General features: G+C 71.3%; 16 protein-coding genes. 8 read left to right on the top strand and 8 right to left on the bottom strand.

Going from position 1 to position 24130, the window contains the following annotated elements; translation table 11 throughout:
- The first annotated feature begins 19 nt into the window (after positions 1-19).
- A complete protein-coding gene (locus ACGFWE_RS35445; RefSeq protein WP_393604190.1) occupies positions 20-4717 on the top strand; it encodes a hypothetical protein in 4698 nt (1565 codons plus the stop codon).
- 59 nt (positions 4718-4776) lie between these two features.
- Here the strand turns inward: ACGFWE_RS35445 and ACGFWE_RS35450 are convergent, their stop codons facing one another.
- Positions 4777-5316, bottom strand: a complete 540-nt coding sequence (locus tag ACGFWE_RS35450) for a hypothetical protein (protein ID WP_352389896.1) — start codon at positions 5314-5316, stop codon at positions 4777-4779.
- Between the two features lie 429 nt (positions 5317-5745).
- Between ACGFWE_RS35450 and ACGFWE_RS35455 the strand changes: the two genes are divergently transcribed.
- The 4 genes from ACGFWE_RS35455 to ACGFWE_RS35470 all read left to right on the top strand — a co-directional run bounded on the left by ACGFWE_RS35455 (position 5746) and on the right by ACGFWE_RS35470 (position 10472).
- Positions 5746-8784, top strand: coding sequence for a nitrate- and nitrite sensing domain-containing protein (locus ACGFWE_RS35455; RefSeq protein WP_393604192.1), 3039 nt, complete (start codon positions 5746-5748; stop codon positions 8782-8784).
- A complete protein-coding gene (locus tag ACGFWE_RS35460) occupies positions 8781-9203 on the top strand; it encodes a roadblock/LC7 domain-containing protein (RefSeq protein WP_352389894.1) in 423 nt (140 codons plus the stop codon). The genes ACGFWE_RS35455 and ACGFWE_RS35460 overlap by 4 nt, the downstream gene beginning before the upstream one ends.
- 9 nt (positions 9204-9212) lie before the next feature.
- Complete coding sequence (locus ACGFWE_RS35465) at positions 9213-9608, top strand: DUF742 domain-containing protein (RefSeq protein WP_352389893.1); 396 nt, start codon at positions 9213-9215, stop codon at positions 9606-9608.
- 258 nt (positions 9609-9866) lie between these two features.
- Positions 9867-10472, top strand: coding sequence for an ATP/GTP-binding protein (locus tag ACGFWE_RS35470; RefSeq protein WP_352389892.1), 606 nt, complete (start codon positions 9867-9869; stop codon positions 10470-10472).
- A gap of 82 nt (positions 10473-10554) precedes the next feature.
- Here ACGFWE_RS35470 and glpK read toward each other — a convergent pair whose 3' ends face one another.
- From glpK to ACGFWE_RS35490, 4 genes are all read right to left on the bottom strand, one after another.
- On the bottom strand, positions 10555-12066 hold the full coding sequence (gene glpK / locus ACGFWE_RS35475) for a glycerol kinase GlpK (protein ID WP_352389891.1): 1512 nt from the start codon (positions 12064-12066) through the stop codon (positions 10555-10557).
- 81 nt (positions 12067-12147) lie between these two features.
- Positions 12148-12873: an MIP/aquaporin family protein gene (locus tag ACGFWE_RS35480; RefSeq protein WP_352389890.1), complete on the bottom strand. Its 726-nt coding sequence runs from the start codon at positions 12871-12873 to the stop codon at positions 12148-12150.
- 597 nt (positions 12874-13470) lie between these two features.
- Entirely contained in the window at positions 13471-14661 is a 1191-nt protein-coding gene (locus tag ACGFWE_RS35485) for a lipid-transfer protein (protein ID WP_393604196.1), read from the bottom strand.
- A complete protein-coding gene (locus tag ACGFWE_RS35490; protein ID WP_352390133.1) occupies positions 14658-15083 on the bottom strand; it encodes a zinc ribbon domain-containing protein in 426 nt (141 codons plus the stop codon). The genes ACGFWE_RS35485 and ACGFWE_RS35490 overlap by 4 nt, the downstream gene beginning before the upstream one ends.
- Before the next feature lie 135 nt (positions 15084-15218).
- Between ACGFWE_RS35490 and ACGFWE_RS35495 the strand changes: the two genes are divergently transcribed.
- Complete coding sequence (locus tag ACGFWE_RS35495; RefSeq protein WP_352389888.1) at positions 15219-15755, top strand: NUDIX domain-containing protein; 537 nt, start codon at positions 15219-15221, stop codon at positions 15753-15755.
- Between the two features lie 2 nt (positions 15756-15757).
- Here the strand turns inward: ACGFWE_RS35495 and ACGFWE_RS35500 are convergent, their stop codons facing one another.
- Positions 15758-18124, bottom strand: a complete 2367-nt coding sequence (locus ACGFWE_RS35500) for a TIM-barrel domain-containing protein (protein WP_352389887.1) — start codon at positions 18122-18124, stop codon at positions 15758-15760.
- A gap of 212 nt (positions 18125-18336) precedes the next feature.
- Here ACGFWE_RS35500 and ACGFWE_RS35505 point away from each other — a divergent pair, with 212 nt between their 5' ends.
- Together ACGFWE_RS35505 and ACGFWE_RS35510 are read left to right on the top strand one after the other, a co-directional pair.
- Complete coding sequence (locus ACGFWE_RS35505; RefSeq protein WP_393604198.1) at positions 18337-20304, top strand: acetoacetate--CoA ligase; 1968 nt, start codon at positions 18337-18339, stop codon at positions 20302-20304.
- Between the two features lie 243 nt (positions 20305-20547).
- Complete coding sequence (locus tag ACGFWE_RS35510) at positions 20548-21441, top strand: hypothetical protein (RefSeq protein ID WP_393604200.1); 894 nt, start codon at positions 20548-20550, stop codon at positions 21439-21441.
- Positions 21442-21512: 71 nt separating this feature from the next.
- On the opposite strand, the gene ptsP is transcribed toward ACGFWE_RS35510, so the two are convergent.
- Positions 21513-23183 carry a phosphoenolpyruvate--protein phosphotransferase gene (gene ptsP / locus ACGFWE_RS35515; RefSeq protein WP_352389884.1) on the bottom strand — a complete coding sequence of 557 codons (1671 nt, stop codon included), beginning with the start codon at positions 23181-23183 and terminating at the stop codon, positions 21513-21515.
- An 82-nt stretch (positions 23184-23265) separates the two neighbouring features.
- Positions 23266-23715 carry a PTS glucose transporter subunit IIA gene (locus ACGFWE_RS35520; RefSeq protein ID WP_352389883.1) on the bottom strand — a complete coding sequence of 150 codons (450 nt, stop codon included), beginning with the start codon at positions 23713-23715 and terminating at the stop codon, positions 23266-23268.
- Positions 23716-24130 lie beyond the last annotated feature (415 nt).

The following is a 24130-nucleotide window of genomic DNA, read 5'->3' on the forward strand; positions in this document are numbered from 1 at the left end:
AGACTTACGAGAGTCCGCCATGTACGAGCTGTCCCGGGTCCGCCTCTACTCCATCGGTCCTGCTGGTGCGCGCTACGCCGACACCGTGCTTGACCTGCGCGGCGTCGGCGCGGAAGTGCCCGACCCCGCGCCCACCCAGGCGGAGTTCTTCGAGGAGGAGCCCGTCGGCCCGCCGCGCCGGCCCGCGCCCGCAGGAGTGCTCTTCCTGGAGAACGGCGGCGGCAAGTCCGTCCTGCTCAAGCTGATCTTCTCGGTGATGCTGCCGGGTCACCGCAACACGCTCGGCGGCGCCAGCTCCGGTGTGCTGCGCAAGTTCCTGCTCGCGGACGACTGCGGGCACGTGGCCCTGGAGTGGCAGCACACCCTCACCGGCGAGTGCGTGGTCGTCGGCAAGGTCAGCGAGTGGCGGGGGCGCCAGGTCTCCAACGACCCGCGGAAGTTCGCCGAGGCCTGGTACTCGTTCAGGCCCGGACCGGGCCTCAGCCTCGACAACCTGCCCGTCGCCGAGTCCACCGCCGTACGGCCGCCCGCCGAGGGCCAGTCGGCCGCGCAGGGCCGTCGCCGCACCATGAAGGGCTTCCGGGACGCCCTCACCGAGGCGGGCAAGGCGTATCCGCACCTGGAGGTGCACTGGGAGGAGATCCACGACCGGTGGATCGAGCACCTCGGTGACCTGGGACTGGACCCCGAACTCTTCCGCTACCAGCGGGAGATGAACGCCGACGAGGGCGAGGCCGCCGGCCTCTTCGCGGTGAAGAAGGACTCCGACTTCACCGACCTGCTGCTGCGGGCCGTGACCGACACCCGCGACACCGACGGGCTCGCCGACTTGGTCAGCGGGTTCGGCAACAAGCTGGGGCGCCGCGCCGAGCTCATCGCCGAACGGGAGTTCACCGCGGGGTCGGTGGACCTGCTGGGCCGGATCGTCGAGGCCGCCGAGGCCCGCTCACGCGCGCGTGACATCCACACGAGCGCCGAGCGCCGTACCCGGACGCTGGCCCGTCGGCTGTCCGCGCGAGGCGTGCGGGAGCGGGTGCGCGCCGCCGACCTGGCCCAGCGGGTCACCGCGGCCGCCTACGCCGTCACACATGCCGAGGCGGGCCGGGAGCGCAGTGCGCTCATCGCCGCCGAACTCGCCTACCGGCACGCCTCCCTGGCGCTCGCCGCCGCCGAGAAGTCGGCCGCGGCCCAGAAGCGCGAACTCGCCGAAGCGCGCACGCTGCACTCCGCCTGGCAGGTCGCCGAGGCCGTACTGCGCCACCGGGCCGCCGCCGACCGGGGCGCACGCGTGGCCGCCGCCATCCAGGAGGCCGAGCGGGACGCGGCCCCCGCGCTCGCCGCCCGCTCCAAGGCCGCCGTCGACCTCGTCCGCGCCCTGCACGCGGCCGCAGAGAGCGCCGAGGCGCTCGCCAACGAGGAGGAGGAGCGGTCCGCCGCTCTCCAGGACGTCAGTCAGTCGGCCTACCAGGACTCCACGTCGGCCGCCACCGAGGCGCAGCGCGCCCGCAGCGAGATCGGCCATCTGCGCCAGCGGCTGAGCGAGGTCGAGCAGGAGACCGCCGAGGCCGTGCGCGCGGGCTGGCTCGACGACACCGCCCCCGACGCCGACCCTGCCCGCGCGGCCCTCGCCGCGAGCGACGCGGAGAAGTCTGCGGTCGCCGCCTGGGACACCGCCCGCGAGGCGTCGAACCGGGCCGCCGAGCACGCGCGCGAGGCGGCCGCCGCCGAATCCCGGGCGGAACTCACGGCCGCCCGCGCGGAGGATGCGGCCACGGCGGCCGCCCGGTCCTACGAGGCCGAGCGACGCCTGGCCGAGGGACTGGCGGGCGAGGAGCGGCTGGCGGAGCTGCTGAGCCTGACCGGGACCACCGGCGGGACCACCGGCGGCGTGCCGGGACCGCGTGCGGCAGAGGGCACGAAGGCGAACGGCACGACCGGGCGCGACAGTTCCGGAGCCGGGGCCGATCCGCACACCGGCTCCACGGGTGCTCACTCCGACGGCGGCCTGACCCCCGAGGACCTCGACCGGTTCGCCGACGAACTGCGCGAGCTGCTCGACGACTCCGTTTCCTCGGCCGAACGCCAGCTGTTCGAGCTGCGTACGGCCGCCGCCGACGACTCCCGGATCCTCGGCGCGCTCGGTGACGGCGGGCTTCTGCCGCCGGGCCCGGACGTGCTGGCCACGGTCGAGTTCCTCGGTGAGAACGGCATCCCCGCCCTGCCCGGCTGGCGCTACCTCGCCCAGGCCGTCGACCCCACCGACCACGCGCGCGTGCTGGCCGCCCGGCCCGAACTGGTCGACGGCGTGATCATCACCGACCCCGACACCCACGCGCGTGCCCGCGAGGTACTGAACGACGCGGCCCTGCTCCCGCGCTCCGCCGTGGCCGTCGGCACGGCCGCCGCCCTGCTGGCGCCGACCCCGGCCACCGACTCCCGGAGCGGCGACGTCTTCCTCGTACCGCCGAACCCGGCCATGCACGACGAACACGCCGCCGACGAGGAGCGCCAGGCACTGCGCGCCCGGGCCGGCGAGCGGGACGAGGAGATCCGGTCGCTCGCCGCCCGCCTGGGCAAGGACCGTGAACTCAATGCCCGGCTCGCCTCCTGGCGTACCGGCTGTCCGGCCGGCCGGCTCGTCGAACTGGCGCAGGCCGCCCGGGACACGCGCGTGTTCGCCGACGAGGCGGAAGCCGAACTGGCCGAGGCGCGCACGGTGCGGGCCGAGGCCGACGAAGCCGCCTCCGAGGCCGCGCGGACACGCGACGAGCGGCAGGAGGCCGCCCAGAAGGCCCGGCGCGCCGCCGACGCCCTCGCCGGACTGGCCTACCGGCTGCGTGAGCGGGCCGGCTGGCAGGCCAAGCTGCGTGAACTGGCCGACGAGGCCACCGAGTCGGAAGCCCGCGCCCAGACCTGTCTGGACCGCGCCCGGGCCGCCGACGAGGACCGGCGCGGGGCCCAGCGGGCCGCCGACGACGCCCGCCGCACCGCCCGCGCGCTGCGCGCCGAGCGTGCCGAGATCGCCGGCGCCCCCGACGACGTACCGGACAGTGCCCCCGATGCCTCCAAGGCGTCCCTGCCCGCACTCCGCGAGGCCTACCGGGCCGCCTCCCAGCTCTACGAGAAGGTGGGTGTCGGCGCCGACCTGCGGGCCGAGCAGGCCCGGGCGGAGAGCGACGAGAGCGCGGCCCTCGCCGAACTGGACCGGCTGAGCAACAAGGTCCGCACGCGCGCGGCGCAGTTGCTCCAGTCGCCCGACGGGTCCGACGGGCCCTCCCGGCAGGCCGCAGCCGCCCGTGCCGAGGAACTGGTGCAGCTCCTGGAGACCCGGGTGTCGACCGCGAGCGAGCAGCTCGGACGGTTGCGCGGCGAGGCCGAGCGGCACGCTCCCGAGGACGGCGAGGCGCACACCGAGCTGTCGCCGGAGCTGGAGCCGCGCGACGCCGAGCACGCGCAGGCGCTGCTGCGTACGGCCACCGCCGAACTCGCCTCCCGCACCGAGGCGTTGGCGCAGGCCAGGGACGCGCACGCGGAGCTGCTCGGCTCCCACCGGGCCGCCGAGGACGCGGCGGGCGGCTTCGACGAGATCGCCGCGATGCTCCGCGACCTGCTGCGCGAGCACGCCATGGAGGACGAGCAGGACGAGTCGGAGCCGTACCCGGGCAGCCCCGAGGAGGCCCGGCAGGCCGCTGCCGAGGCCCGACGGTCGGTGCGTGGTTGCGCCGCCGACCTGTCCGCCGCCGAGGGCGCCGTGCGCGAGGCGAGCGATGTGCTCGTCCGGCACGCCAACTCCACGCGCTACGAGCAGGTGCGTACCCCCGCGCGGCAGCAGATCCGGGAACTGCCCGCGTCCGCACTGCCCGAGCACGCGCAGAAGTGGGCGGACGCCTTCGCGCCCCGACTGCGGGTGCTGACCGACGAGTTGGCGCAGTTGGAGCGCAATCGTGACTCGATCGTGGACCGGCTGCGGGGGCTCGTGGAGTCCGCGCTCGCCACACTCAGGTCCGCCCAGCGGCTCTCCCGGCTGCCCGAGGGGCTCGGCGAGTGGTCCGGGCAGGAGTTCCTGCGGATCCGCTTCGAGGAACCCGACCAGGCGACGCTGACCGAGCGGCTGGGCGAGGTCATCGACGAGGCGACCAGGGCCGCGGTGAAGAAGAACTCCGACCTGCGGCGCGACGGAATGTCCCTGCTGCTGCGGGGAGTCGGGGCGGCGCTCCAGCCCAGGGGCGTGGCCGTGGAGATCCTCAAGCCGGACGCGGTGCTGCGCGCCGAGCGGGTGCCCGTCGGACAGATGGGTGACGTGTTCTCCGGTGGCCAGTTGCTGACGGCGGCCATCGCGCTGTACTGCACGATGGCCGCCCTGCGCTCCAACGACCGGGGCCGGGACAAGCACCGGCACGCCGGCACGCTGTTCCTGGACAACCCGATCGGCCGCGCCAACGCGACGTATCTGCTGGAGCTCCAGCGGGCGGTGTCGGATGCGCTCGGTGTCCAACTCCTTTACACCACGGGCTTGTTCGACACCACGGCACTCGCCGAGTTCCCCCTCGTCATCCGCCTGCGCAATGACGCGGACCTCAGGGCCGGCCTGAAGTACATCAGTGTGGAGGAACACCTCAGGCCGGGCCTGCCGCAGCAGCCGCAGGCGGACGAGGCGGGGCACAGCGAGATCACGGCGACGCGCATGTTCAAGCGTCCGGCGCCGGTGTCTCCGTAAGTCCGTAAGGGAGTCAGCCGCCCGGGAGACGGAGGCTCAGCCGCTCAGAAGGCCGGCGCTCAGGGGTGGGACAGCTGCCCCGCGCCGCCGCCCTGCCGCCGTATCCGCGCCTGCGCCCGTGCGGTGACCCGCGCGTGCCGCCGGGCCTTGCGCCGTTCGCGCCGCAGGGACCGCGCGGTGCTGCTCGGAGTCGACACCACGCCGTGGCGCTGGTTCCACACCTGGCGGGTCACCCAGACGTCCAGGGCGGCCCAGGTGGCCACCACGGTGCTCGCCACACTGCTGAGCACCATCGGGAACGCCAGCCAGGATCCGGCCATGGTGCACAGGAAGGCCACCATCGCCTGAAGCAGGGTCACCGCGATGATGAGCACCGCCCGCACCGCGGAGGTCCGCACCGGATCCGGCAGCCGACGCCTGCGCGCGGGTTCCTCGACCCACAATGGCCGGTACGGCTCCTCCCGGGCCGCGGCACGCCTCCTCGGCACCTCCGGCTCCGCCGGTATGCCGAGAACCCGCGGTTCGGGGCGCCGCGGCGCCGCCGGACTCGCTGTCTCCACGCCGCTTCCCGGCGCCTCCTGCCGTTCCGCCGTGCCCATCACGTGTCACTCCCCACCGCCGGCAGTTCCCTCGTCCCGGTGTTCGTCAACCGGACTTCAAGGTGGCTGCCCGGCTTGCGCTGCTTTACGCCGCCCAGTTGCAGATGCGGCTCCTGTGGCCGAATCCACCGCCATTTCCCGAAGAGAAGGACGAACAAGACTCCTTCAAGATTCCCCCGCGACGTCAAAGAAACGAAAAAATCCAGCCAACCACCTGCCCTGGCCGATCAGTTCCGGTCCGGCACGACTCGCCTGGTCGCAGGAGGTGATCTCCCGTAATGGAGGGACAACTCCCGATGTCTCGATGTCGGAGCAGAAGTTCGGGTGCCGGACGCAACTTCGAGTTACGCGTGCGTCGGTAGTAGGCTCGCGCCGTTTGTTGACGTACATGTGTACCCCCGGCCGGCGGGGGTCGAGCTGGGGGAGGCCATGCGCTTTCGCGGGAAGTCCATCCGCCGGAAGATCGTGGCGCTGCTTCTCGTGCCGCTGGTGTCCCTGATCGCGGTGTGGGGCTTCGCCACCGTGCTGACGGGACGTGAAGTCGCCCAGCTCTTCCAGGTGTCCACCGTCACGGAGAAGATCGGTTATCCCGCCGAGGACACCGTGCGCGTGCTCCAGCAGGAACGCCGCCAGACGCTCGTCTACCTGGCCGACCCGCGCGCGTCGGATGCCCTGTCCGCGCTGCGCAGCACAAGGACCGCCTCCGACGAGGCCATCGCCAAGTTCCGCCGCAACGCACGTGATCCCGATGTCCGCGACGGTATGGACCAGGACGACGACGACCGCCTCACCGCCGTCCTGGACGCGTTCGACGGCATCGACTCGCTGCGCCGCGGTGTCGAGGACGGCACCGTCTCCCGGCTCCAGGCCCTCGACCAGTACAACCGCCTGGTCGACCCCGCCTACGCCCTCCTCGCCACCCTCGACGGCATCGACAACGTGGAACTGGACAAGCAGGCAAGGGCGTTGGTCAACATCAGCCGGGCCCGCGAACTGCTCTCCCGCGAGGACGCCCTTCTCGGTTCCGCCCTCGTGGTGGGCAAGCTCACCCGCGACGAGATCCGTGACGTCTCCGACCTCGTCGCCCAGCGGAACCTGATGTACGAGATCAGCCTGGGAGTGCTGCCGGCCTCGGAGCGCGACCGCTACGAGGATTTCTGGAAGAACGCCGCCACCGCTCCGCTGCGCTCCGCCGAACAGTCCGTCGCCAAGGCGGAGCCCGGCACGGCCCGCAGCGTCAGCGCCAAGAGCTGGGACGCCGCCGCGGGCACCGCACTCGACGAACTCGCCAAGCTCGACGACCAGGCGGGCGACCGCCTCCAGGACCGCGTCCGGCCGGACGCGATGGGCGTCATCATCAAGGCGGCCGCCGTCGGCGTCCTCGGCCTGATCGCCCTGCTCTTCTCGCTCGTCCTTTCCGTGCGCGTCGGCCGCGGCCTCATCCGCGACCTGAGGCAACTGCGTCTGGAAGCCCATGAGGCCTCCGGCGTACGGCTGCCCAGCGTGATGCGCCGCCTCTCCGTGGGCGAACAGGTCGACATCGAGACCGAGGTCCCGCGCCTGGAGTACGACAAGAACGAGATGGGTGAGGTCGGCCAGGCCCTCAACACCCTCCAGCGCGCCGCCGTCGAAGCCGCCGTGAAACAGGCCGAGTTGCGCGCCGGTGTCTCCGAGGTCTTCGTCAACCTCGCCCGTCGCAGTCAGGTCCTGCTGCACAAGCAGCTCACCCTGCTCGACACCATGGAGCGCCGCACCGAGGACACCGACGAACTCGCCGACCTGTTCCGCCTCGACCACCTGACGACCCGTATGCGCCGGCACGCCGAGGGCCTGGTGATCCTCTCCGGCGCGGCCCCCTCCCGGCAGTGGCGCAAACCCGTCCAGCTCATGGACGTCGTCCGCGCCGCCGTCGCGGAGGTCGAGGACTACGAGCGCATCGAGGTCCGAAGGCTGCCCCGGGTCGCCGTGACCGGCCCCGCCGTCGCGGACCTCACGCACCTCGTGGCCGAACTCCTGGAGAACGCCACGGTGTTCTCCCCGCCGCACACCGCCGTGCAGGTCCTGGGCGAGCGCGTCGCCAACGGCTTCACCCTGGAGATCCACGACCGCGGACTCGGCATGGCAGCCGACGCGTTGCTGGACGCCAACCTCCGGCTCGCCGAGACCCCGGAGTTCGAGCTCTCCGACACCGACCGGCTGGGGCTCTTCGTGGTCAGCCGGCTCGCCCAGCGGCAGAACGTCAGGGTCTCGCTGCAGCCTTCGCCGTACGGCGGCACGACCGCGGTCGTCTTCATCCCCGAAGCGCTGCTGACGGACGACGTCCCCGACACCAACGGCATCGGCTTCCGCCTCGACCGCCCCCGGCCGCCGAAGGAGGCCGAACTGGAGCAGTCCCGGCGCGTCGCGCTCACCCGGGGACCGGCCCAGCTGCCGGGCATGCCGCCCGCGATCCTGGACGGCCCGGTCGAGCTGGAGGCCCCCGTCGACCTGGACACCCTGAGCGATCTCCCGGGCGTGCTCGAGTCCGAGGACAGCGAGCGCGGCGGACTGTTCCGACCGCGCCGCTCCCTGGCCCAGGTCGACGACGAGGCCTCTGGAACCGGCGGGGCGGACATCGGCGACGACGGACCGGACGCCCCGGTGTCCCTGTCCCGCCGCCGTACCCCCAAGCTGGTCAGCTCTCACGGACGCCCGGTCACCGACGAGCGGACGGGACGCGAGGAGACGGGCCGGCCACCGGTGACCGGTCCGGGCGCGTCCCGGGCGCAGACCACCCCCTCGGTGGGGCCGGGACCCGCACGCTCCGAACCGCCGACCCTGCCCAGCCGCCGCCGTGCCGCGGCCCTGCGGCGCAGCACCGGCGTGGCCGACCGCCTCGACGAGCTGACGCAGACACCGGGCTCCTCGGCATTCCCGGGCCGTGAAACCGGCGAGGCCCCCGGCGCTCCCGCCCTGCCCCGGCGCACCCGGCGTGCCGAGATCGCGTCGAGCGGCCCGGTCGCGGACGATCCGGCCACCGGTGCCACCAGTGGGCCGAGCTCGGACACGTCCGCTCTCGGCGCCGTAGGTCCGGCCGTGGACGCCCTCGGGAGGAACGACGTGACCGACTCCGCCCCGGGCGGCGCCGTACGGCCCGGCTGGGGCGATTCCGCCCGCGGTGCCGCCGGTGCGTCCGGCTCGGGCAGGCCGCCCCTCGGCGCCGCCCGCGAGCCCGTCGACGCGGGCACCGGCAGCGCTCCGCTGCCCCGCCGCGTACGACAGGCCAACCTGGCCCCACAGCTCAAGCAGGCTCCCGAGCGGCGCCCCCAGAACAAGGCGGAGCCCGCCGATAGGGACGCCGACGAGGTACGCAGCCGCATGGCCTCGCTCCAGCGCGGCTGGCAGCGCGGCCGTGAGGAGAACGCCGAGGGCGACGACACGTCCGGCGGCACAGCACCACAACGAACGACTAAGGGGGACGGTCGATGACCGCACCGAAGGCGACCGACAAGTCCGGCGAGCTCAACTGGCTCCTCGACGACCTGGTGGATCGCGTCGCGAGCATCCGCAAGGCCCTCGTGCTCTCCAGCGACGGCCTCCCGACCGGCGTGTCCAGGGACCTGACCCGCGAGGACAGTGAGCACCTCGCCGCCGTGGCGTCCGGGTTCCACAGCCTGGCCAAGGGCGTGGGCCGGCACTTCGAGGCGGGCAATGTCCGGCAGACGGTCGTGGAACTGGACGACGCGTTCCTGTTCGTGACGGCCGCGGGTGACGGCAGTTGCCTCGCCGTCCTCTCGGACGCCGACTCGGACGTGGGTCTCGTCGCGTACGAGATGACGCTCCTGGTCAAGCGGGTCGGTGCGCATCTCGGTGCCGCTCCACGCACCGATCTGCCTCAGGGCGGGTAGTGAGATGACATGAGCACAGACGGTCAGGGAAGAAGCCACTGGTTCGACGACGAGGCCGGACCGGTGGTCCGTCCGTACGCCATGACGCGTGGCCGCACCACAAGTGCCGGTCAGCACCGTCTCGACCTGATCGCGGTCGTCGTGGCCGAATCCCACGCGGCCGACCCCGAGGGGGACCACTCGCTGTCCCCCGAGCACGTGGACATCGTCGACCTGTGCCGCGACACCCCGCAGTCGGTCGCCGAGCTGTCCTCCGAACTCGACCTGCCCATCGGGGTCGTACGGGTCCTCATAGGCGACCTCGTCGCCTCGGAGTGGGTCCATGTGAACCGGCCGGTGCCGCCCGCCGAGCTTCCGGACGAGAGCATCCTGCGCGACGTGATCGACGGACTCCGGGCCCTGTGACCGGTCGCACCGCCCACCCGGACCGCTCCGTGAGCGCAGCGCGCGCTCACGGAACGTCCCGGATGGGCGCGGCGAACGCAGGAACGCGCCTGCCGATATGATCTGACCGATCGTCGACGACCCTCCGCTGAGGCGGACGTGACGACACGCTGGCACACCTGGGTAACCCGTGGACGCCGTCGCCACTGACGTCCTCCGCGAAAGCAAAGGCCATGGTCCGCCGTCGACCCGACCCCCAGCAAGCAGGAGAAGAGACCAATGATCTTCGGGCGTTCTGAGCGCGGCAAGCCGCCGGTCGAGCCCGTCACGCTCAAGATCCTGGTGGCCGGCGGCTTCGGCGTGGGCAAGACCACGTTCGTGGGCGCGGTCAGCGAGATCAGGCCGCTGCGCACCGAGGAACTGCTCACCGAGGCAGGACGCCCGATCGACGACACGAGCGGTGTCGAGGGCAAGCGGACCACCACCGTCGCCATGGACTTCGGGCGCATCACCCTGCGCGAAGACCTGGTGCTGTACCTGTTCGGCACACCCGGGCAGGAACGGTTCTGGTTCATGTGGGACGAACTGTCCGAGGGCGCGCTGGGAGCCGTCGTGCTCGCCGACACGCGCCGCCTGGAGGACTGCTTCGCCGCCATCGACTACTTCGAGCGGCGTTCCATACCGTTCCTCGTCGGCGTCAACTGCTTCGAGGGCGCCGTCCGTTATCCCGAGGAGGACGTACGGCAGGCCCTCGACCTCGACGAGGACGTACCCATCGTGCTGTGCGACGCCCGGGACAAGCAATCGGTCAAGAACGTCCTCGTAGGCGTCGTCCAGCACGCGATGGCGTACTCGGCGCGCCACCGTCAGACCGTCACCACCTGAGGCGGAGGAGCGGCGGGGGAGCGGCCCCTACCCCCGCCGACCGGGGTACGAGCCGCCGCTGGACGGCACCACGCGCGCGTGCCTAGTTCTCGCCGTCCTCCTCCCAGCCGAAGCTCTTCTCCACGGCCTTGTGCCAGTTGTGGTACTGGCGGTCCCGCACGGACGCCTCCATGTTCGGTGTCCACTCGACGTCCTTCTGCCAGTGCGACTTCAGCTCGTCCAGGTCGTTCCACACGCCCGTGGCCAGCCCGGCCGCGTACGCGGCGCCGAGACACGTGGTCTCGGACACCTTCGGCCGGACCACCGGCACGTCGAGCACATCCGCCTGGTGCTGCATCAGCAGGTTGTTCTTGGTCATGCCGCCGTCCACCTTCAGGGTGGTGATCTGCACCCCGGAGTCCTGGTACATGGCGTCCACGACCTCGCGCGTCTGCCAGCTCGTCGCCTCCAGTACGGCCCGCGCGAGGTGCGCCTTGGTGACGTATCGCGTCAGGCCCGTGACGACCCCGCGCGCGTCCGAACGCCAATAGGGCGCGAACAGACCCGAGAAGGCGGGCACGATGTACGCACCGCCGTTGTCCTCGACACTGGCCGCGAGAGGTTCGATCTCGTCGGCGGTACGGATGATGCCGAGCTGGTCGCGGAACCACTGGACCAGGGCACCCGTGATGGCGATGGACCCCTCCAGGCAGTAGACCGGCGCCTCACCGCCGATCTTGTAGCCCATCGTCGTCAGCAGCCCGTTCTTCGACGGCACCGGCCGGTTGCCGGTGTTGAGCAGCAGGAAGGACCCCGTGCCGTACGTGTTCTTCGCCGTGCCCACGTCGTAGCAGGCCTGCCCGAACACCGCGGCCTGCTGGTCGCCCAGCGCCGATGCCACGGGCACGCCCGCGAGTTGGCCGACCGCGGTGCCGTAGACCTCGGCGGACGACCTGATCTCGGGCAGGACGGCGTCGGGCACGTTCATCGCGGACAGGATGGACTGGTCCCACTGGAGCGTCTCCAGGTTCATCAGCATGGTCCGTCCGGCGTTGGTCACGTCCGTGACGTGCCGACCGCCGTCCGTGCCGCCGGTGAGGTTCCAGATCAGCCAGGAGTCGATGGTGCCGAAGGCGATCTCGCCGTTCTCGGCACGCGCGCGCAGCCCCGGCACGTTGTCGAGCAGCCAGGCCGCCTTCGGCCCCGAGAAGTAGGTGGCCAGCGGCAGCCCGGTCTGCTCGCGGAAACGGTCCTGGCCGTCCGAGCCGCCGAGCTGGTGGGTCAGGGCCGCGGTGCGGGTGTCCTGCCACACGATCGCGTTGTGCACCGGCTTGCCCGTGGCTCGGTCCCACAGGACGGTCGTCTCGCGCTGGTTGGTGATGCCCAGCGCGCTGAGCTGGTCCGCGCGCAGCCCGGCTTTGGCGATCGCCCCGGCGACCACGGCCTGCACCTTGGACCAGATCTCGGTGGCGTCGTGCTCCACCCAGCCGGGCTTGGGGAAGATCTGGCGGTGCTCGCGCTGGTCGACGGCCACGATCGCGCCGTCCTGGTTGAAGATGATGCAGCGGCTCGAGGTGGTGCCCTGGTCGATAGCGGCGACGAACTTGTCCGTCATGACGTCCCCTTCGTCGATTCCTGCACAGGCTGCGTTTCGCAAAGGCTGCGATTCAAAGAGCTGCGTTGCACAAAGGCGTGTTCAGAAGGCTGCGTTGAAGATCACCCCGGACAACGCCCCGCCGATCAGGGGGCCTACCACCGGGATCCACGCGTAACCCCAGTCCGAGGTGCCCTTGTTGGGGATCGGCAGCAGGGTGTGGACGATGCGCGGGCCCAGGTCACGGGCCGGGTTGATGGCGTATCCGGTGGGCCCGCCGAGCGACAGACCGATGCCGACCACCAGGAAGGCGACGACGAGGACCGCGGTACCGGACTCGCCGAGGCCCTTGGTCAGGCCGAAGGCGAGGACCGGCAGGACCAGGCCGACGGTCGCGATGATCTCCGTGACCAGGTTCGCCACGGGATTGCGGATCGCGGGCCCGGTGGAGAAGATCCCGAGCGTGGGCTGGGCGAGCTCCTCCTCGGCGTTGGCCCGGAACTGCGCGTAGTAGACCAGCCAGCACAGGACCGCCCCGAGCATGGCGCCGACCATCTGTCCGGCGATGTAGACGGGAACCTGATCCCAGTCCCCGGTGTCGACGGCGATCCCGAGGGTCACGGCGGGGTTGAGATGCCCGCCGGACAGCGGGGCGGCGGTGTACGCCCCGGCGAGCACGCCGAAGCCCCAGCCGAACGCGATGACGACCCAGCCGGCGTCCTTCGCCTTGGAGTGGTTGAGTACGACGGCGGCGACCACGCCGGCGCCGAAGAGGATCAGAATCGCCGTACCGATGACCTCACCGAGGAATACGTCTCCGTTGCTCATGCCGGCTCCTAGGCCCTGCGTGCAGGTGCGGTTCCCTTGGCGAACTGCCGAGGGCAGGAGGATCCCGCGCCCCGCCCGGCGTCCGCGACGAGCGTGCCGTCGCAGCCGAATCGCCCGTGGGGGTATGGGCCTTGGCTCGTGGGGGCCCGCGCGGCGTGGTGCCTGGAACGCCGAGAATGTACGGCGATGTCGACCGACACCGGAAGTGTTCACCGGCCCCCGAGGGGCGTCAAGGTCGCCGACGACAACGGTTGGCACGGCCTACGGAACCGCCTCGGGCAACGGGGCGCAGGCCCGACCGAGCCTTGTGTCGAAACCGCCTGTGTCCCCGTCCCGCGGTGGATCTCATGCCCCGGCAGGTGACCCAGGGTGCGTCCGGCATAGAGGCGGTCGGCAGGACACCAGTTCCTCCGGTCCGGTCAGCATCAGGAAGTCGTCCCCGCCAAGGTGCCTCCACGCGCGCGGTGCCGATCGCGGCGCCCCACGGCGCCCGCCCCACCACGCGGATGAACTCGTCGCCGCTGAACCCTGCCGCCCACTGACCTGTCGGCATCAGAACCAGGGAAACCGCGTCAGCGGGTCGAGCCCGGCTGCCCGTCACCGCACGGCGATCACCGCCGAGCCGTGCCCGAACAACCCCTGGTTCGCGGTCATCCCCACACACGCGTGCTCGACCTGCCGGTCACCCGCGTCACCCCGGAGCTGCCAGGTGAGCTCGCACACCTGGGCGATCGCCTGGGCCGGCACCGCCTCGCCGAAGGAGGCGAGACCGCCGCTCATGTTGACGGGTATGCGCCCACCCGGCCCCGTCGCGCCCTCGCGCAGGAGCTTCGCGCCCTCGCCCTCCCCGCACAGCCCGAGATCCTCGTACCACTGCAACTCCAGAGCGGTGGACAGGTCATAGACCTCGGCGAGAGAGAGATCCTCCGGCCCGACACCCGTCTCCTCGTAGGCCGCGCGCGCGATCGACGCACGGAACGTCTCGGCGGCGGGCTCGACCACGGCGGCGGAGTCCGTCGCGATGTCCGGCAGATCCAGCACCGTGTTCGGATACGTCGGCGTCACCGTCGACACCGCCCTGATCCGCACCGGCTCGGCCACACCCCTGCGACGCGCGAACTCCATGCTGGAGAGCACCAGCGCCGCCCCGCCGTCCGAGGTGGCACAGATGTCGAGCAGCCGCAGCGGATCGGCCACCACGGCGGAGGCCGCGACCTCTTCCGCGCTGACCCGCTTCCGGTACCGCGCGTACGGATTCAGCGCGCCCAGTGCCGAGTTCTTCACCTTGACCTGCGCGAAGTCCTCCACCGTGTCCCCGTGCACGGCCATGCGCCGGCGTGCGTACAGCCCGAAGTAGGTCGGGTTGGTCGCGCCGAGGACCCGGAACCGCAGCCAGTCCGGATCGTCGGGCCGGTCACCGCCCGCGGGCCGGAAAAACCCCTTGGGAGCGGCGTCGGCCCCCACCACGAGCACCACGTCGGCCAGCCCCGCCAGGATCTGCGCCCGCGCGGCGGCCACCGCCTGCGCCCCGGACGCGCACGCCGCGTACACGCTGGCGACACGGGCCCCCTGCCAGCCCAGCGCCTTGGCGAAGGTCGCCCCCGCCACATGGCCCGGATAACCGCCCCGCACGGTGTCCGCGCCGACGATCGATCCGATGTCCCGCCACTCCAGGCCGGCGTCGGCCAGCGCCGCGCGCGCCGCCGCCACGCCGTACTCGACGAAACTCCGCCCCCACTTGCCCCACGGGTGCATCCCCGCGCCGAGCACCGCCACCTCGCCCGTCATGCCCTCACCCCCGTCGGCCGCCACTGCCACGTCGTCCAGACCGTCTCCCCGTCCTCATGGAGCACACCGGGGACGACCTCCACCTCCGCGCCCACGGTCAGATCGGCGACCGTGACCCCGGGAACCGCCTGCCCCAGCACCACGATCCGCTCGGCGGCCAGCTCCACAGCGATCAACGTGTACGGCTCCCACGGAAGTTCCGGATCGGTCACGTACGGTGACGGCGGCCGGTACCGGCTGTCCGTGTACGACCAGACGCGACCGCGCCGCGAAAGGGGAATCTCCGCCAGCTCGCCACCGGAGCATCCGGGGTTGCGGCACCAGCCGTCCTCGCGCGGGAAGAAGACCGAGGCGCAGGCGGAGCAGCGGGTACCGACAAGCGTGAAGTCGTCTCCGTCACCGGCGAACCACCCGGCGACCACAGGTGTACGTGTACGCGGCAAAGCCCCTCCCCAGGACGGGATCTGACGGAACGTCAGAAGTGTTGCACGGGCGGCCGCAAACAGGCAGAGGGCCCGACGAACCGGAATACCTGATGATCGGATACAGTCCGCGGCGTGTCCGAAACTCAGCACTCCGCCCCCAACTCCGCGCCCGGCTCCCACTGTTCGAGCTGCGGAGCGCCCTACGGAGAGGGTGTCGCGGGCTGGCCCCGCACCTGTCCCGTCTGCAACACCGTCGCGTACCGCAACCCCCTGCCGGTCGCCGTCGCACTCCAGCCCGTGTACGACACCCAGGGAACCGCCCTGGTCGTCATCACCCGGACCATCGCTCCCGCGCGCGGAGGCATCGCGCTGCCCGGCGGTTACATCGACGACCGCGAGGACTGGCGGCACGCCCTGGTCCGCGAACTCAAGGAAGAGACCGGCATCGACGCGGCCACCCGTGACGTACGGCTCGTCGACGCCCTGAGCTCGTCCGACGGCCACCTGCTGCTGTTCGGGGCGTTGCCGGAACGTCCCGCCGACGGTCTCCCGCAGTCCGCCGCCACCGACGAGACGGAGGGCTGGCATCTCCTGCGCCGGCCCGAGGAGCTCGCCTTCCCGCTGCACACGCTGGCCGTACGGGCCTGGTTCGAGGGCCGCTACCTCTAACCTCAGCGCGCTCCCAGCCCGCGCAGCCGCACCGGGTGGGACGGCTCGCCCAAGCCGTCCTCGCCCTCCCGCTGTACGACCACCTTCCGGCCCTCCCAGCGGGCGACGTAACGTTCGATCTCCGGCTCGGCCCACCCGTCGCCCGCATCCTCGACGACCAGCCCACCCCCGCTCCGTCCCCGGGCGGGCGCCCACACCTCCAGTTCGATTCCGCCGTCCTCCGCCCGCACCGGAATGACGGCACCCGCGCGCGCGAGCACCGGGATCCGCGACAGCGGAGCGTCGACAAGGACCTGCCCCGGCCCCTCGTAGACCTGCTCCGTGGTCGTGTCGTACCAGCGCCCCCGCGGCAGCTGCACCGCGCGCCGGTCGCTGCCCGGATCGAGCACCGGTGCCACCAGCAAGCAGTCACCGAGCAGGAAGGCGTCCTCGCAGTCCCGCAGGGCACGGTCCTCGGGCGCGGACCACCACAAGGGCCGTACATAAGGCGCGCCGGTACGCCGGGCCAGCTGTGCGAGCGTCATGAAGTACGGCAGCAGCCGCCGGCGTTCCACGAGCGCCACGCGCGCGTGCTCCAGCACCTCGGCTCCGAACTCCCACGGCTCCCTGCGCCCCGCCCGCAGACTCGCGTGGGTACGGAACAGCGGTAGACAGGCGCCGAGCTGGAACCAGCGCAGATACAGCTCGGGCGACGGGTGCCCGTCGTAACCGCCCACGTCGGGCCCCGAGTACGGCACCCCGCACAGCCCCAGCCCCATCACGAGCGACAGCGAAGCCCGCAGGCCCGGCCAGCCGGTGGCCACGTCGCCGGACCAGGTGCCGCCGTATCGCTGTATGCCGGCCCATCCCGAGCGCGAGAACAGGAAGGGCCGCTCGTCCGGCACGAGTTCGCGCAGACCCTCGTACCCCGCCTGGGCCATGCACAGCGCGTAGACGTTGTGCGCCTCCCGGTGGTCACCGCCGCGGCCCTCCAGGGCGTGCCTGGCCGACCGCGGCAGGGTGGACTCCCCGAACGCGGTGAAGGACGTGGGCTCGTTCATGTCGTGCCAGAAGCCCGTGAACCCCGCTGTGAGCCTCTCCTGGTAGAGGCGACCCCACCAGGCACGCACACGCGCGTGCGTGAAGTCCGGATAGACCACCTCACCGGGCCACCCGACCCCCTCCACGAGCCGCCCCGACGCGTCCCGCACGAAGACGTCCTCGGCCGTACCGCTGTCATGGACGGCGTTGCCGGGCGCCGCCTTGACCGCCGGGTTGACGATCGACACGAGCCGTATCCCGTCCCGCCGCAGTTCGTCGGCCAGTTGGGGCAGCTTGGGGAAGCGCTCCTGGTCGACCGTGAACACCTGGTGCTCCTCGTAGTGGTCGATGTCCAGGTGCACGGCGTCGAGCGGCAGACCGCGCTCCTGGTAGCCGGCGACGATCCGCCGCACCTCCTGCTCACTGCCGAAGCCCCAGCGGGCGTGTTGATGGCCGAGCGCCCAGGACGGCGGCAGTGCGGGCGCACCGGTCAGCGAGGCCCAGGCGAGCAGCACGCGCGCGGGAGTGCCCACCACCACCCAGCAGCGCAGTGGCCCGCCGCCCATCCGCAGCTCGGACACCCCCACCCGGTCGTGCCCGGAACCGGCGCCCTCCTCGCCCTCCCGCAAGGTCACGGTGCCGTCCCACGAGTTGTCGTGGAACACGAGATGGGTGGCGGCGTCGGCCACCACCAGCTGCACCGGCATCGTCACGTACAGCGGATCGTCCGCCCGCCCGAACGGCCGCCCGGGGTCGGTGTTCCACAGCCGATACTTCCCGTCCCGCAGCCGAGGCCCCGAGGCCCGTCCACCCAGCCCGAAGAACCGGGCATCGGCGGCCACCTCCGACCGTTGCACCCAGCGCGCCTCGCCTCCGCCCACCGGCTCCCACCAGCGGGGCGGCAGATCCCGGCGCAGCGTCACCCCGCCGGGCGTGAGCACCTCGACGGCCCCGTGCCGCGACACCACGACCGTTGCGCGCTCGGCCACGACCCGCCAGCCGCCGTCCTTGTCAGGTTCCAGAACCGCCCGGGGATCCGGCTCCGGACAGCGGCCCGCCAGCGCGTACGACGGCTCGGGCTCGGCGCCGTCCCACCCCCAGAAGACCGCCCCGTTCACCGCGACGACGATCCGCAGCTCGGAGCGGCTGAACCGGACGACACCCCCGCCGGGACCCGGCTCCGCGTCCTGCACCGGCCCCGGCACCCGCGCCCGCTCGGCCCCCCGCGCCGACAGCCCGACAGCATCGGTGCGCCTCCTGCGCCACGCGGCACGCACGGTACGCAACCCCTGGGGCGCCCCCATCGAAACGACCGCCTTCACCGAACGCACCAGGTCACGACCGTTCATGCTGCTCACCCTGCCACTCACTGCCCCACCCGCGTGTGCCGTTCAGCTGCCGTTCACCCATGCCGGGGCCACATCTTCACGACACGGACTATGTGGGCCGCACCCTGGCGTAGAAGTTGATCACATGGCATCGTCCCTGTCAGCCGCGTCACGCGCACACCCCTGGCCCGTGCGCGGGAGACGCACACGACGCGCACAGTCCGGGAGCCCCCATGTCGACCGTGAATCCCCAGCCGCTCTGGCAGCCAGACCCGCAGCGCATCGCCCGGTCCCAGGTCACCAGGTTCCAGGCATGGGCGGCCGAGCACCACGGCGCCCCGGCCGACGGAGGCTACGAAGCCCTCCACCGCTGGTCCGTGGACGCCCTGGAGCCGTTCTGGGAAGCCGTCACCCAATGGTTCGACCTACGGTTCTCGACGCCCTATGCGCGCGTGCTCGGCGACCGCTCCATGCCCGGCGCCGAATGGTTCCCCGGCGCCACCCTCAACTACGCCGAACACGCCCTGCGCGCGGCCGAGACCCGCGCGGACGAACCCGCCCTCCTGTACGTCGACGAGACCCATGAGCCGACCCCGGTGACCTGGTCCGAGCTGCGCCGCCAGGTGGGCTCCCTGGCCGCCGAGCTGCGCGCCCTCGGCGTCCGGCCCGGAGACCGCGTGAGCGGCTACCTCCCGAACATCCCGCAGGCCGTCGTCGCCCTCCTCGCAACGGCCGCCGTGGGCGCCGTCTGGACCTCCTGCGCCCCCGACTTCGGCGCCCGCAGCGTCCTGGACCGCTTCCAGCAGGTCGAACCGGTCGTCCTGTTCACCGTCGACGGCTACCGCTACGGCGGCAAGGAGCACGACCGCCGCGAGACGGTCACCGAACTCCGCCGCGAACTGCCCACCCTGCGCGCCGTCGTCCACATCCCCCTCCTCGGCACCGAGGCTCCCGAAGGCGCCCTGGAGTGGGCTGCCCTCACACGCGCGGACACGGAACCGGTCTTCGAGCAGGTGCCCTTCGCGCACCCCTTGTGGGTGCTCTACTCCTCGGGCACGACGGGCCTGCCCAAAGCGATCGTCCAGTCCCAGGGCGGCATCCTCGTCGAGCACCTCAAGCAGCTCGGCCTGCACTGCGACCTCGGCCCCGAGGACCGTTTCTTCTGGTACACCTCCACGGGCTGGATGATGTGGAACTTCCTCGTCTCCGGCCTCCTCACGGGCACGACCGTCGTCCTGTACGACGGCAGCCCCGGCTATCCCGACACGGGCGCCCAGTGGCGGATCGCCGAACGCACGGGCGCCACGTTCTACGGCACCTCGGCCGCGTATGTCATGGCCTGCCGCAAGGCCGACGTGCACCCAGGACGCGACTCCGACCTCTCCCAGGTGCAGTGCGTGGCCACCACCGGCTCTCCGCTCCCGCCCGACGGCTTCCGCTGGCTGCACGACGAGGTCCGCGAAGACCTCTGGATCGCCTCCGTCAGCGGCGGCACGGACGTGTGCTCGTGCTTCGCGGGCGCCGTACCGACCCTGCCCGTCCACATCGGCGAGCTCCAGGCGCCGAGCCTGGGCACCGACCTGCAGTCCTGGGACCCGAGCGGCAAGCCCCTGATCGACGAGGTGGGCGAGCTCGTCGTCACCAACCCCATGCCGTCGATGCCGATCCACTTCTGGAACGACCCCGACGGAAGCCGCTATCACGACAGCTACTTCGACACCTATCCCGGGGTGTGGCGGCACGGTGACTGGATCACCCTCACCTCGCGCGGCTCGGTCGTCATCCACGGCCGCTCCGACTCGACGCTCAACCGCCAGGGCGTCCGCATGGGCTCGGCCGACATCTACGAGGCCGTGGAGCGGCTCCCCGAGATCAAGGAATCCCTGGTCATCGGCATCGAGCAGCCCGACGGCGGCTACTGGATGCCACTGTTCGTGCACCTGGCTCCGGGAGCCGTCCTCGACCAGGCGCTCCTGGACCGCATCAAGCAGACCATCCGCGAAAACCTCTCTCCCCGCCATATTCCGGACGAGGTCATCGAGGTCCCCGGCATCCCGCACACCCTCACCGGCAAGCGCATCGAGGTCCCCGTCAAGCGCCTCCTCCAGGGCACCCCGCTGGAGAAGGCGGTCAACCCGGGCTCCATCGACAACCTCGACCTGCTCCACTTCTACGAGGACCTGGCCCGCAAACGCGCCTGACGGGGCCGGTCCACCACCGTAGGCACGGCTCGGAGATTCCCTGGCCCAGGGCAGCACCAGCCTACTCACGGTCACCGCGACTATCGCCGCCCGACCGGGAAGCTAGGCCTGTTTTGGCATCTTCATCGCTCTGACCTGCACAATCCATCACCGACTGGTTCGAGGATGCTTCACTCGACCCCTCATTGTCAGTGTCGCCGGTTACCGTGAGTGAGCAATGATCGACTGCGCACAGGGGGAAAGATGGCGCACACCGACCACCAGACGATGCGACGCGTTCTGCGCCGCGAAATCGCCGGCACCATCGGCCTGCTCACCGACGAACACGACTTCCGCGCCATGCGGCGCTACCGCAGCTTCACCTTCGACGACCATGCGACCTACCTTCAGCGGGTCGAAGACCTCCTGAGGACCCGCGCCGCACAGGGCAGCCATACCACCGTGGCCCTCTTCGACCCTCAGGAATACGCCGAGTTCTGCGAGGAGACGGGCCTCAACCCGGACATCCCGTCCAGCCGCACACGCTTCACCGCCGAACTCGGCAACACCGGTCCGGCGCTCCCGTACGAGGGCCAGCCCCTCACCGACCTCGTACCCGCCCTCGTGGACGAGGCCGTTCGCCAGGCCACCTGGGAGTACGCGACCACCCTCCTCGCCCGCCTCGGCACCTGCGGTTCCTGCCGAGAGGACATCGGCCGCGCGGCCTTCACCCGCGCCTCGGACCTCCTCGTCCGGATCCTCGACACAGCCCGGCCGGGCGAACACCACCTCGTCTGCAGCATCACCGGCACCCCGGGAACCCTCGTCGCCGTCCTCCACTCCGACGAGGACACCGATGGAGCCGTACAACTCGACGAGGCCGAGGCCCTCGAATTCACCACGGTCCTAGCACTAGGCATCGCCACCCAGTGCCCCGGCGGACTTGTCATGCGTACGAGCGCCCCCGGAACCACCGACCGCATCTACGGCTGGCGCCTACGCGGCGACGGCCTCGAACCCCTCACCGCCGGAGAGGTCTTCGACGCCTACTGCACCGACATCGAATCCGGCGATCTGATCTCCCCGGAATCGGACGTCGACTACTGCGTGCCCCCCGACCTCGGACCGGAAGGACAGACGCCGCGCCACAGCCACTGAACACAAGGAGGGCGCCCCACCCACAGGTGGAGCGCCCTCCGGAAGCCGTCAGCCGGCCGATCCGATTCCGACTACTCGCCCGACAGCACCGCCTGAGCCGCGGCACGTGCCTCTTCGGCACTGTCCGCGGCCCGCGCGGCGGCGGCGGCACGTTCGCACTGAGCCAGCGTGTACTTGGCCAACGCTGCTCGGACATAAGGAAGAGACGCCGCACCCATGGAAAGGGAGGTGACGCCGAGACCGGTCAGCACACAGGCGAGCAGCGGGTCGGACGCGGCCTCACCACAGACACCACAGCTCTTGCCCTCGGCCTTCGCCGCCTCGGCGGACAGCGCGACCAGGTCGAGCAGCGCGGGCTGCCACGGATCCTGCAGCCGGGACACCGCACCCACCTGACGGTCGGCGGCAAAGGTGTACTGCGCGAGGTCGTTGGTCCCCAGCGACAGGAACTCGACCTCCTGCAGAATCGACCGCGCCCGCAGCGCGGCCGAGGGAATCTCCACCATCGCGCCGAACTTCGCCCGCAGCCCGGCCGCACGGCAGGCGTCGGCGAATGCCTTGGCGTCGGCACGGTCCGCCACCATCGGGGCCATGACCTCGAGGTAGACCGGCAGCCCCTCGGCGGCCTTCGCGAGCGCCGTCAGCTGGGTGCGCAACACGTCAGGGTGGTCCAGCAGTGTCCGCAGACCACGCACGCCCAGCGCCGGGTTCGGCTCGTCGGACGGCGTCAGGAAGTCCAGCGGCTTGTCCGCGCCCGCGTCCAGCACACGGACGACCACACGCCCCTCGGGGAACGCCTCGAGGACCTGGCGATACGCCTCGACCTGCTTCTCCTCGGACGGAGCGTTCTTGCTGTCGTCGAGGAAGAGGAACTCGGTACGGAAGAGTCCGACACCCTCGGCCCCCGCCTCGACCGCGGCGGGTACGTCCGCCGGACCCCCCACGTTGGCCAGCAGCGGCACCTTGTGACCGTCGGCAGTGGCACCCGGACCCGTCGACGCGGCGAGCGCGGCCTTGCGCTCGGCGGCAGCGGCCTCCAGCTCGGCCTTCTTCTCGTCACTCGGATTCACGAAGATGTCACCGGTGCTGCCGTCGACAGCGATGACCGTGCCCTCGGCCAGCTCACCGGCACCCGGCAGCGCCACGACGGCCGGCACACCGAGCGCCCGCGCCAGAATCGCGCTGTGGCTGGTCGGTCCACCCTCCTCGGTGACGAAACCCAGAACGAGCGTCGGATCCAGCAGAGCGGTGTCGGCGGGCGCGAGATCACGCGCCACCAGTACATAGGGCTCGTCACTGTCCGGGACACCCGGCATGGGCACCCCGAGCAGACGGGCGACGATACGATTCCGCACGTCGTCGAGGTCCGCGACGCGGCCGGCCAGGTACTCACCTGCGCCCGCCAGGAGCTCGCGGTAGGCGGCGAACGCGTCGTACACGGCACGCTCGGCCGTGCTGCCGACGGCGATACGCCGGTCCACATCGGCCATCAGCTCGGGGTCCTGGGCCATCATGGCCTGCGCTTCGAGCACGGCCTGGGCTTCGCCCCCCGCCAGATTGCCGCGCGCCATCAGGTCGGCCGCCACAGCCTCCACAGCCTTGCGGGCACGCCCCTGTGCGCGCTCCGCGTCCTCCGCCGGTATCTGCTTGGCAGGCGGCTCAAGCACCGCCGTCCCCATGTGCCGAACCTCGCCGATCGCCACACCGTGGCTCACGCCGACGCCTCGCAGCGTTGTCTCCATTTCACCCGTCTCCGGTAGTGCGGCAGGTCCCGCCGCCGCGGTGGTTGTCATCCCTACGTGCCGTCCTAGGACGGCTCCGACGTCACTTCCAGAGGAAGAGACTGTCGCCGGCCTTCACATCGCCGTTGTCACGGAGTTCGGAGAGGGCCTCGGCCGTGGCCTCCAGCGCCACAACCGGGCAGACCGCGGACTTGCCAGCGGCCTCGACGGCGGCCGGGTTCCAGCGCACGATCGCCTGACCGCGCGTGACGGTGTCGCCCTTGTTCACCAGCAGCTCGAAACCCTCCCCGTTGAGCTGCACGGTGTCGATGCCGAGGTGGACGAGCACGCCGTGTCCCTGCTCGTCCACGACGACGAACGCGTGCGGGTGGAGCGAGACGATCACACCGTCGACGGGTGCGACGGCCTCGGACGGTTCGCGCACGGGATCGATCGCTGTACCCGGGCCGACCATGGCCCCGGAGAAGACCGGATCCGGCACGGCGGCCAGTCCGATGGCGCGTCCTGCAAGAGGGGACGTCACGGTGGTCATGGGAAGCCTCCCAGGGGTGGAGCTGCGTATATGGGCCGTCACTGCCGCTCTCGGACGACTCTGTCCAGCAGCGTATGTCAGATGAACTGAGGGTTCCGCACGGAAGATACCGCCTGGTGGTCTAGACCACCAGCCCAGTCGATTTGCACCGTCTCCGAGGCCCCGTGTACAGTCGTACTCCTGCTTGAGGCTGAGCGGCGCGACCATGTGCCCTCGCCCGGCGGCATCCAACTTGTCAGATCCTCACTTCGGATCATCTTCTGCATGCCTGCAGGAGGGTGGTCAGAGGGCCGGAAAAACACTGATAGAGTTTGGAACAGCGAAGGGAAACTGCCCGGAGGAAAGCCCGAGAGGGTGAGTACAAAGGAAGCGTCCGTTCCTTGAGAACTCAACAGCGTGCCAAAAATCAACGCCA

It is taken from the genome of Streptomyces sp. NPDC048523 (assembly GCF_043199815.1).
GTDB lineage: Bacteria > Actinomycetota > Actinomycetes > Streptomycetales > Streptomycetaceae > Streptomyces.

Coding starts and splice junctions, on each gene's coding strand:
- ACGFWE_RS35500 (WP_352389887.1), bottom strand. CDS start 18,124: ATGAACGGTCGTGACCTGGTGCGTTCGGTGAAGGCGGTCGTTTCGATG.
- glpK (WP_352389891.1), bottom strand. CDS start 12,066: ATGACGGACAAGTTCGTCGCCGCTATCGACCAGGGCACCACCTCGAGC.
- ptsP (WP_352389884.1), bottom strand. CDS start 23,183: ATGGAGACAACGCTGCGAGGCGTCGGCGTGAGCCACGGTGTGGCGATC.
- ACGFWE_RS35465 (WP_352389893.1), top strand. CDS start 9,213: ATGAGCACAGACGGTCAGGGAAGAAGCCACTGGTTCGACGACGAGGCC.
- ACGFWE_RS35480 (WP_352389890.1), bottom strand. CDS start 12,873: ATGAGCAACGGAGACGTATTCCTCGGTGAGGTCATCGGTACGGCGATT.
- ACGFWE_RS35455 (WP_393604192.1), top strand. CDS start 5,746: ATGCGCTTTCGCGGGAAGTCCATCCGCCGGAAGATCGTGGCGCTGCTT.
- ACGFWE_RS35505 (WP_393604198.1), top strand. CDS start 18,337: ATGTCGACCGTGAATCCCCAGCCGCTCTGGCAGCCAGACCCGCAGCGC.
- ACGFWE_RS35510 (WP_393604200.1), top strand. CDS start 20,548: ATGGCGCACACCGACCACCAGACGATGCGACGCGTTCTGCGCCGCGAA.
- ACGFWE_RS35520 (WP_352389883.1), bottom strand. CDS start 23,715: ATGACCACCGTGACGTCCCCTCTTGCAGGACGCGCCATCGGACTGGCC.
- ACGFWE_RS35470 (WP_352389892.1), top strand. CDS start 9,867: ATGATCTTCGGGCGTTCTGAGCGCGGCAAGCCGCCGGTCGAGCCCGTC.
- ACGFWE_RS35485 (WP_393604196.1), bottom strand. CDS start 14,661: ATGACGGGCGAGGTGGCGGTGCTCGGCGCGGGGATGCACCCGTGGGGC.
- ACGFWE_RS35450 (WP_352389896.1), bottom strand. CDS start 5,316: ATGGGCACGGCGGAACGGCAGGAGGCGCCGGGAAGCGGCGTGGAGACA.
- ACGFWE_RS35460 (WP_352389894.1), top strand. CDS start 8,781: ATGACCGCACCGAAGGCGACCGACAAGTCCGGCGAGCTCAACTGGCTC.
- ACGFWE_RS35445 (WP_393604190.1), top strand. CDS start 20: ATGTACGAGCTGTCCCGGGTCCGCCTCTACTCCATCGGTCCTGCTGGT.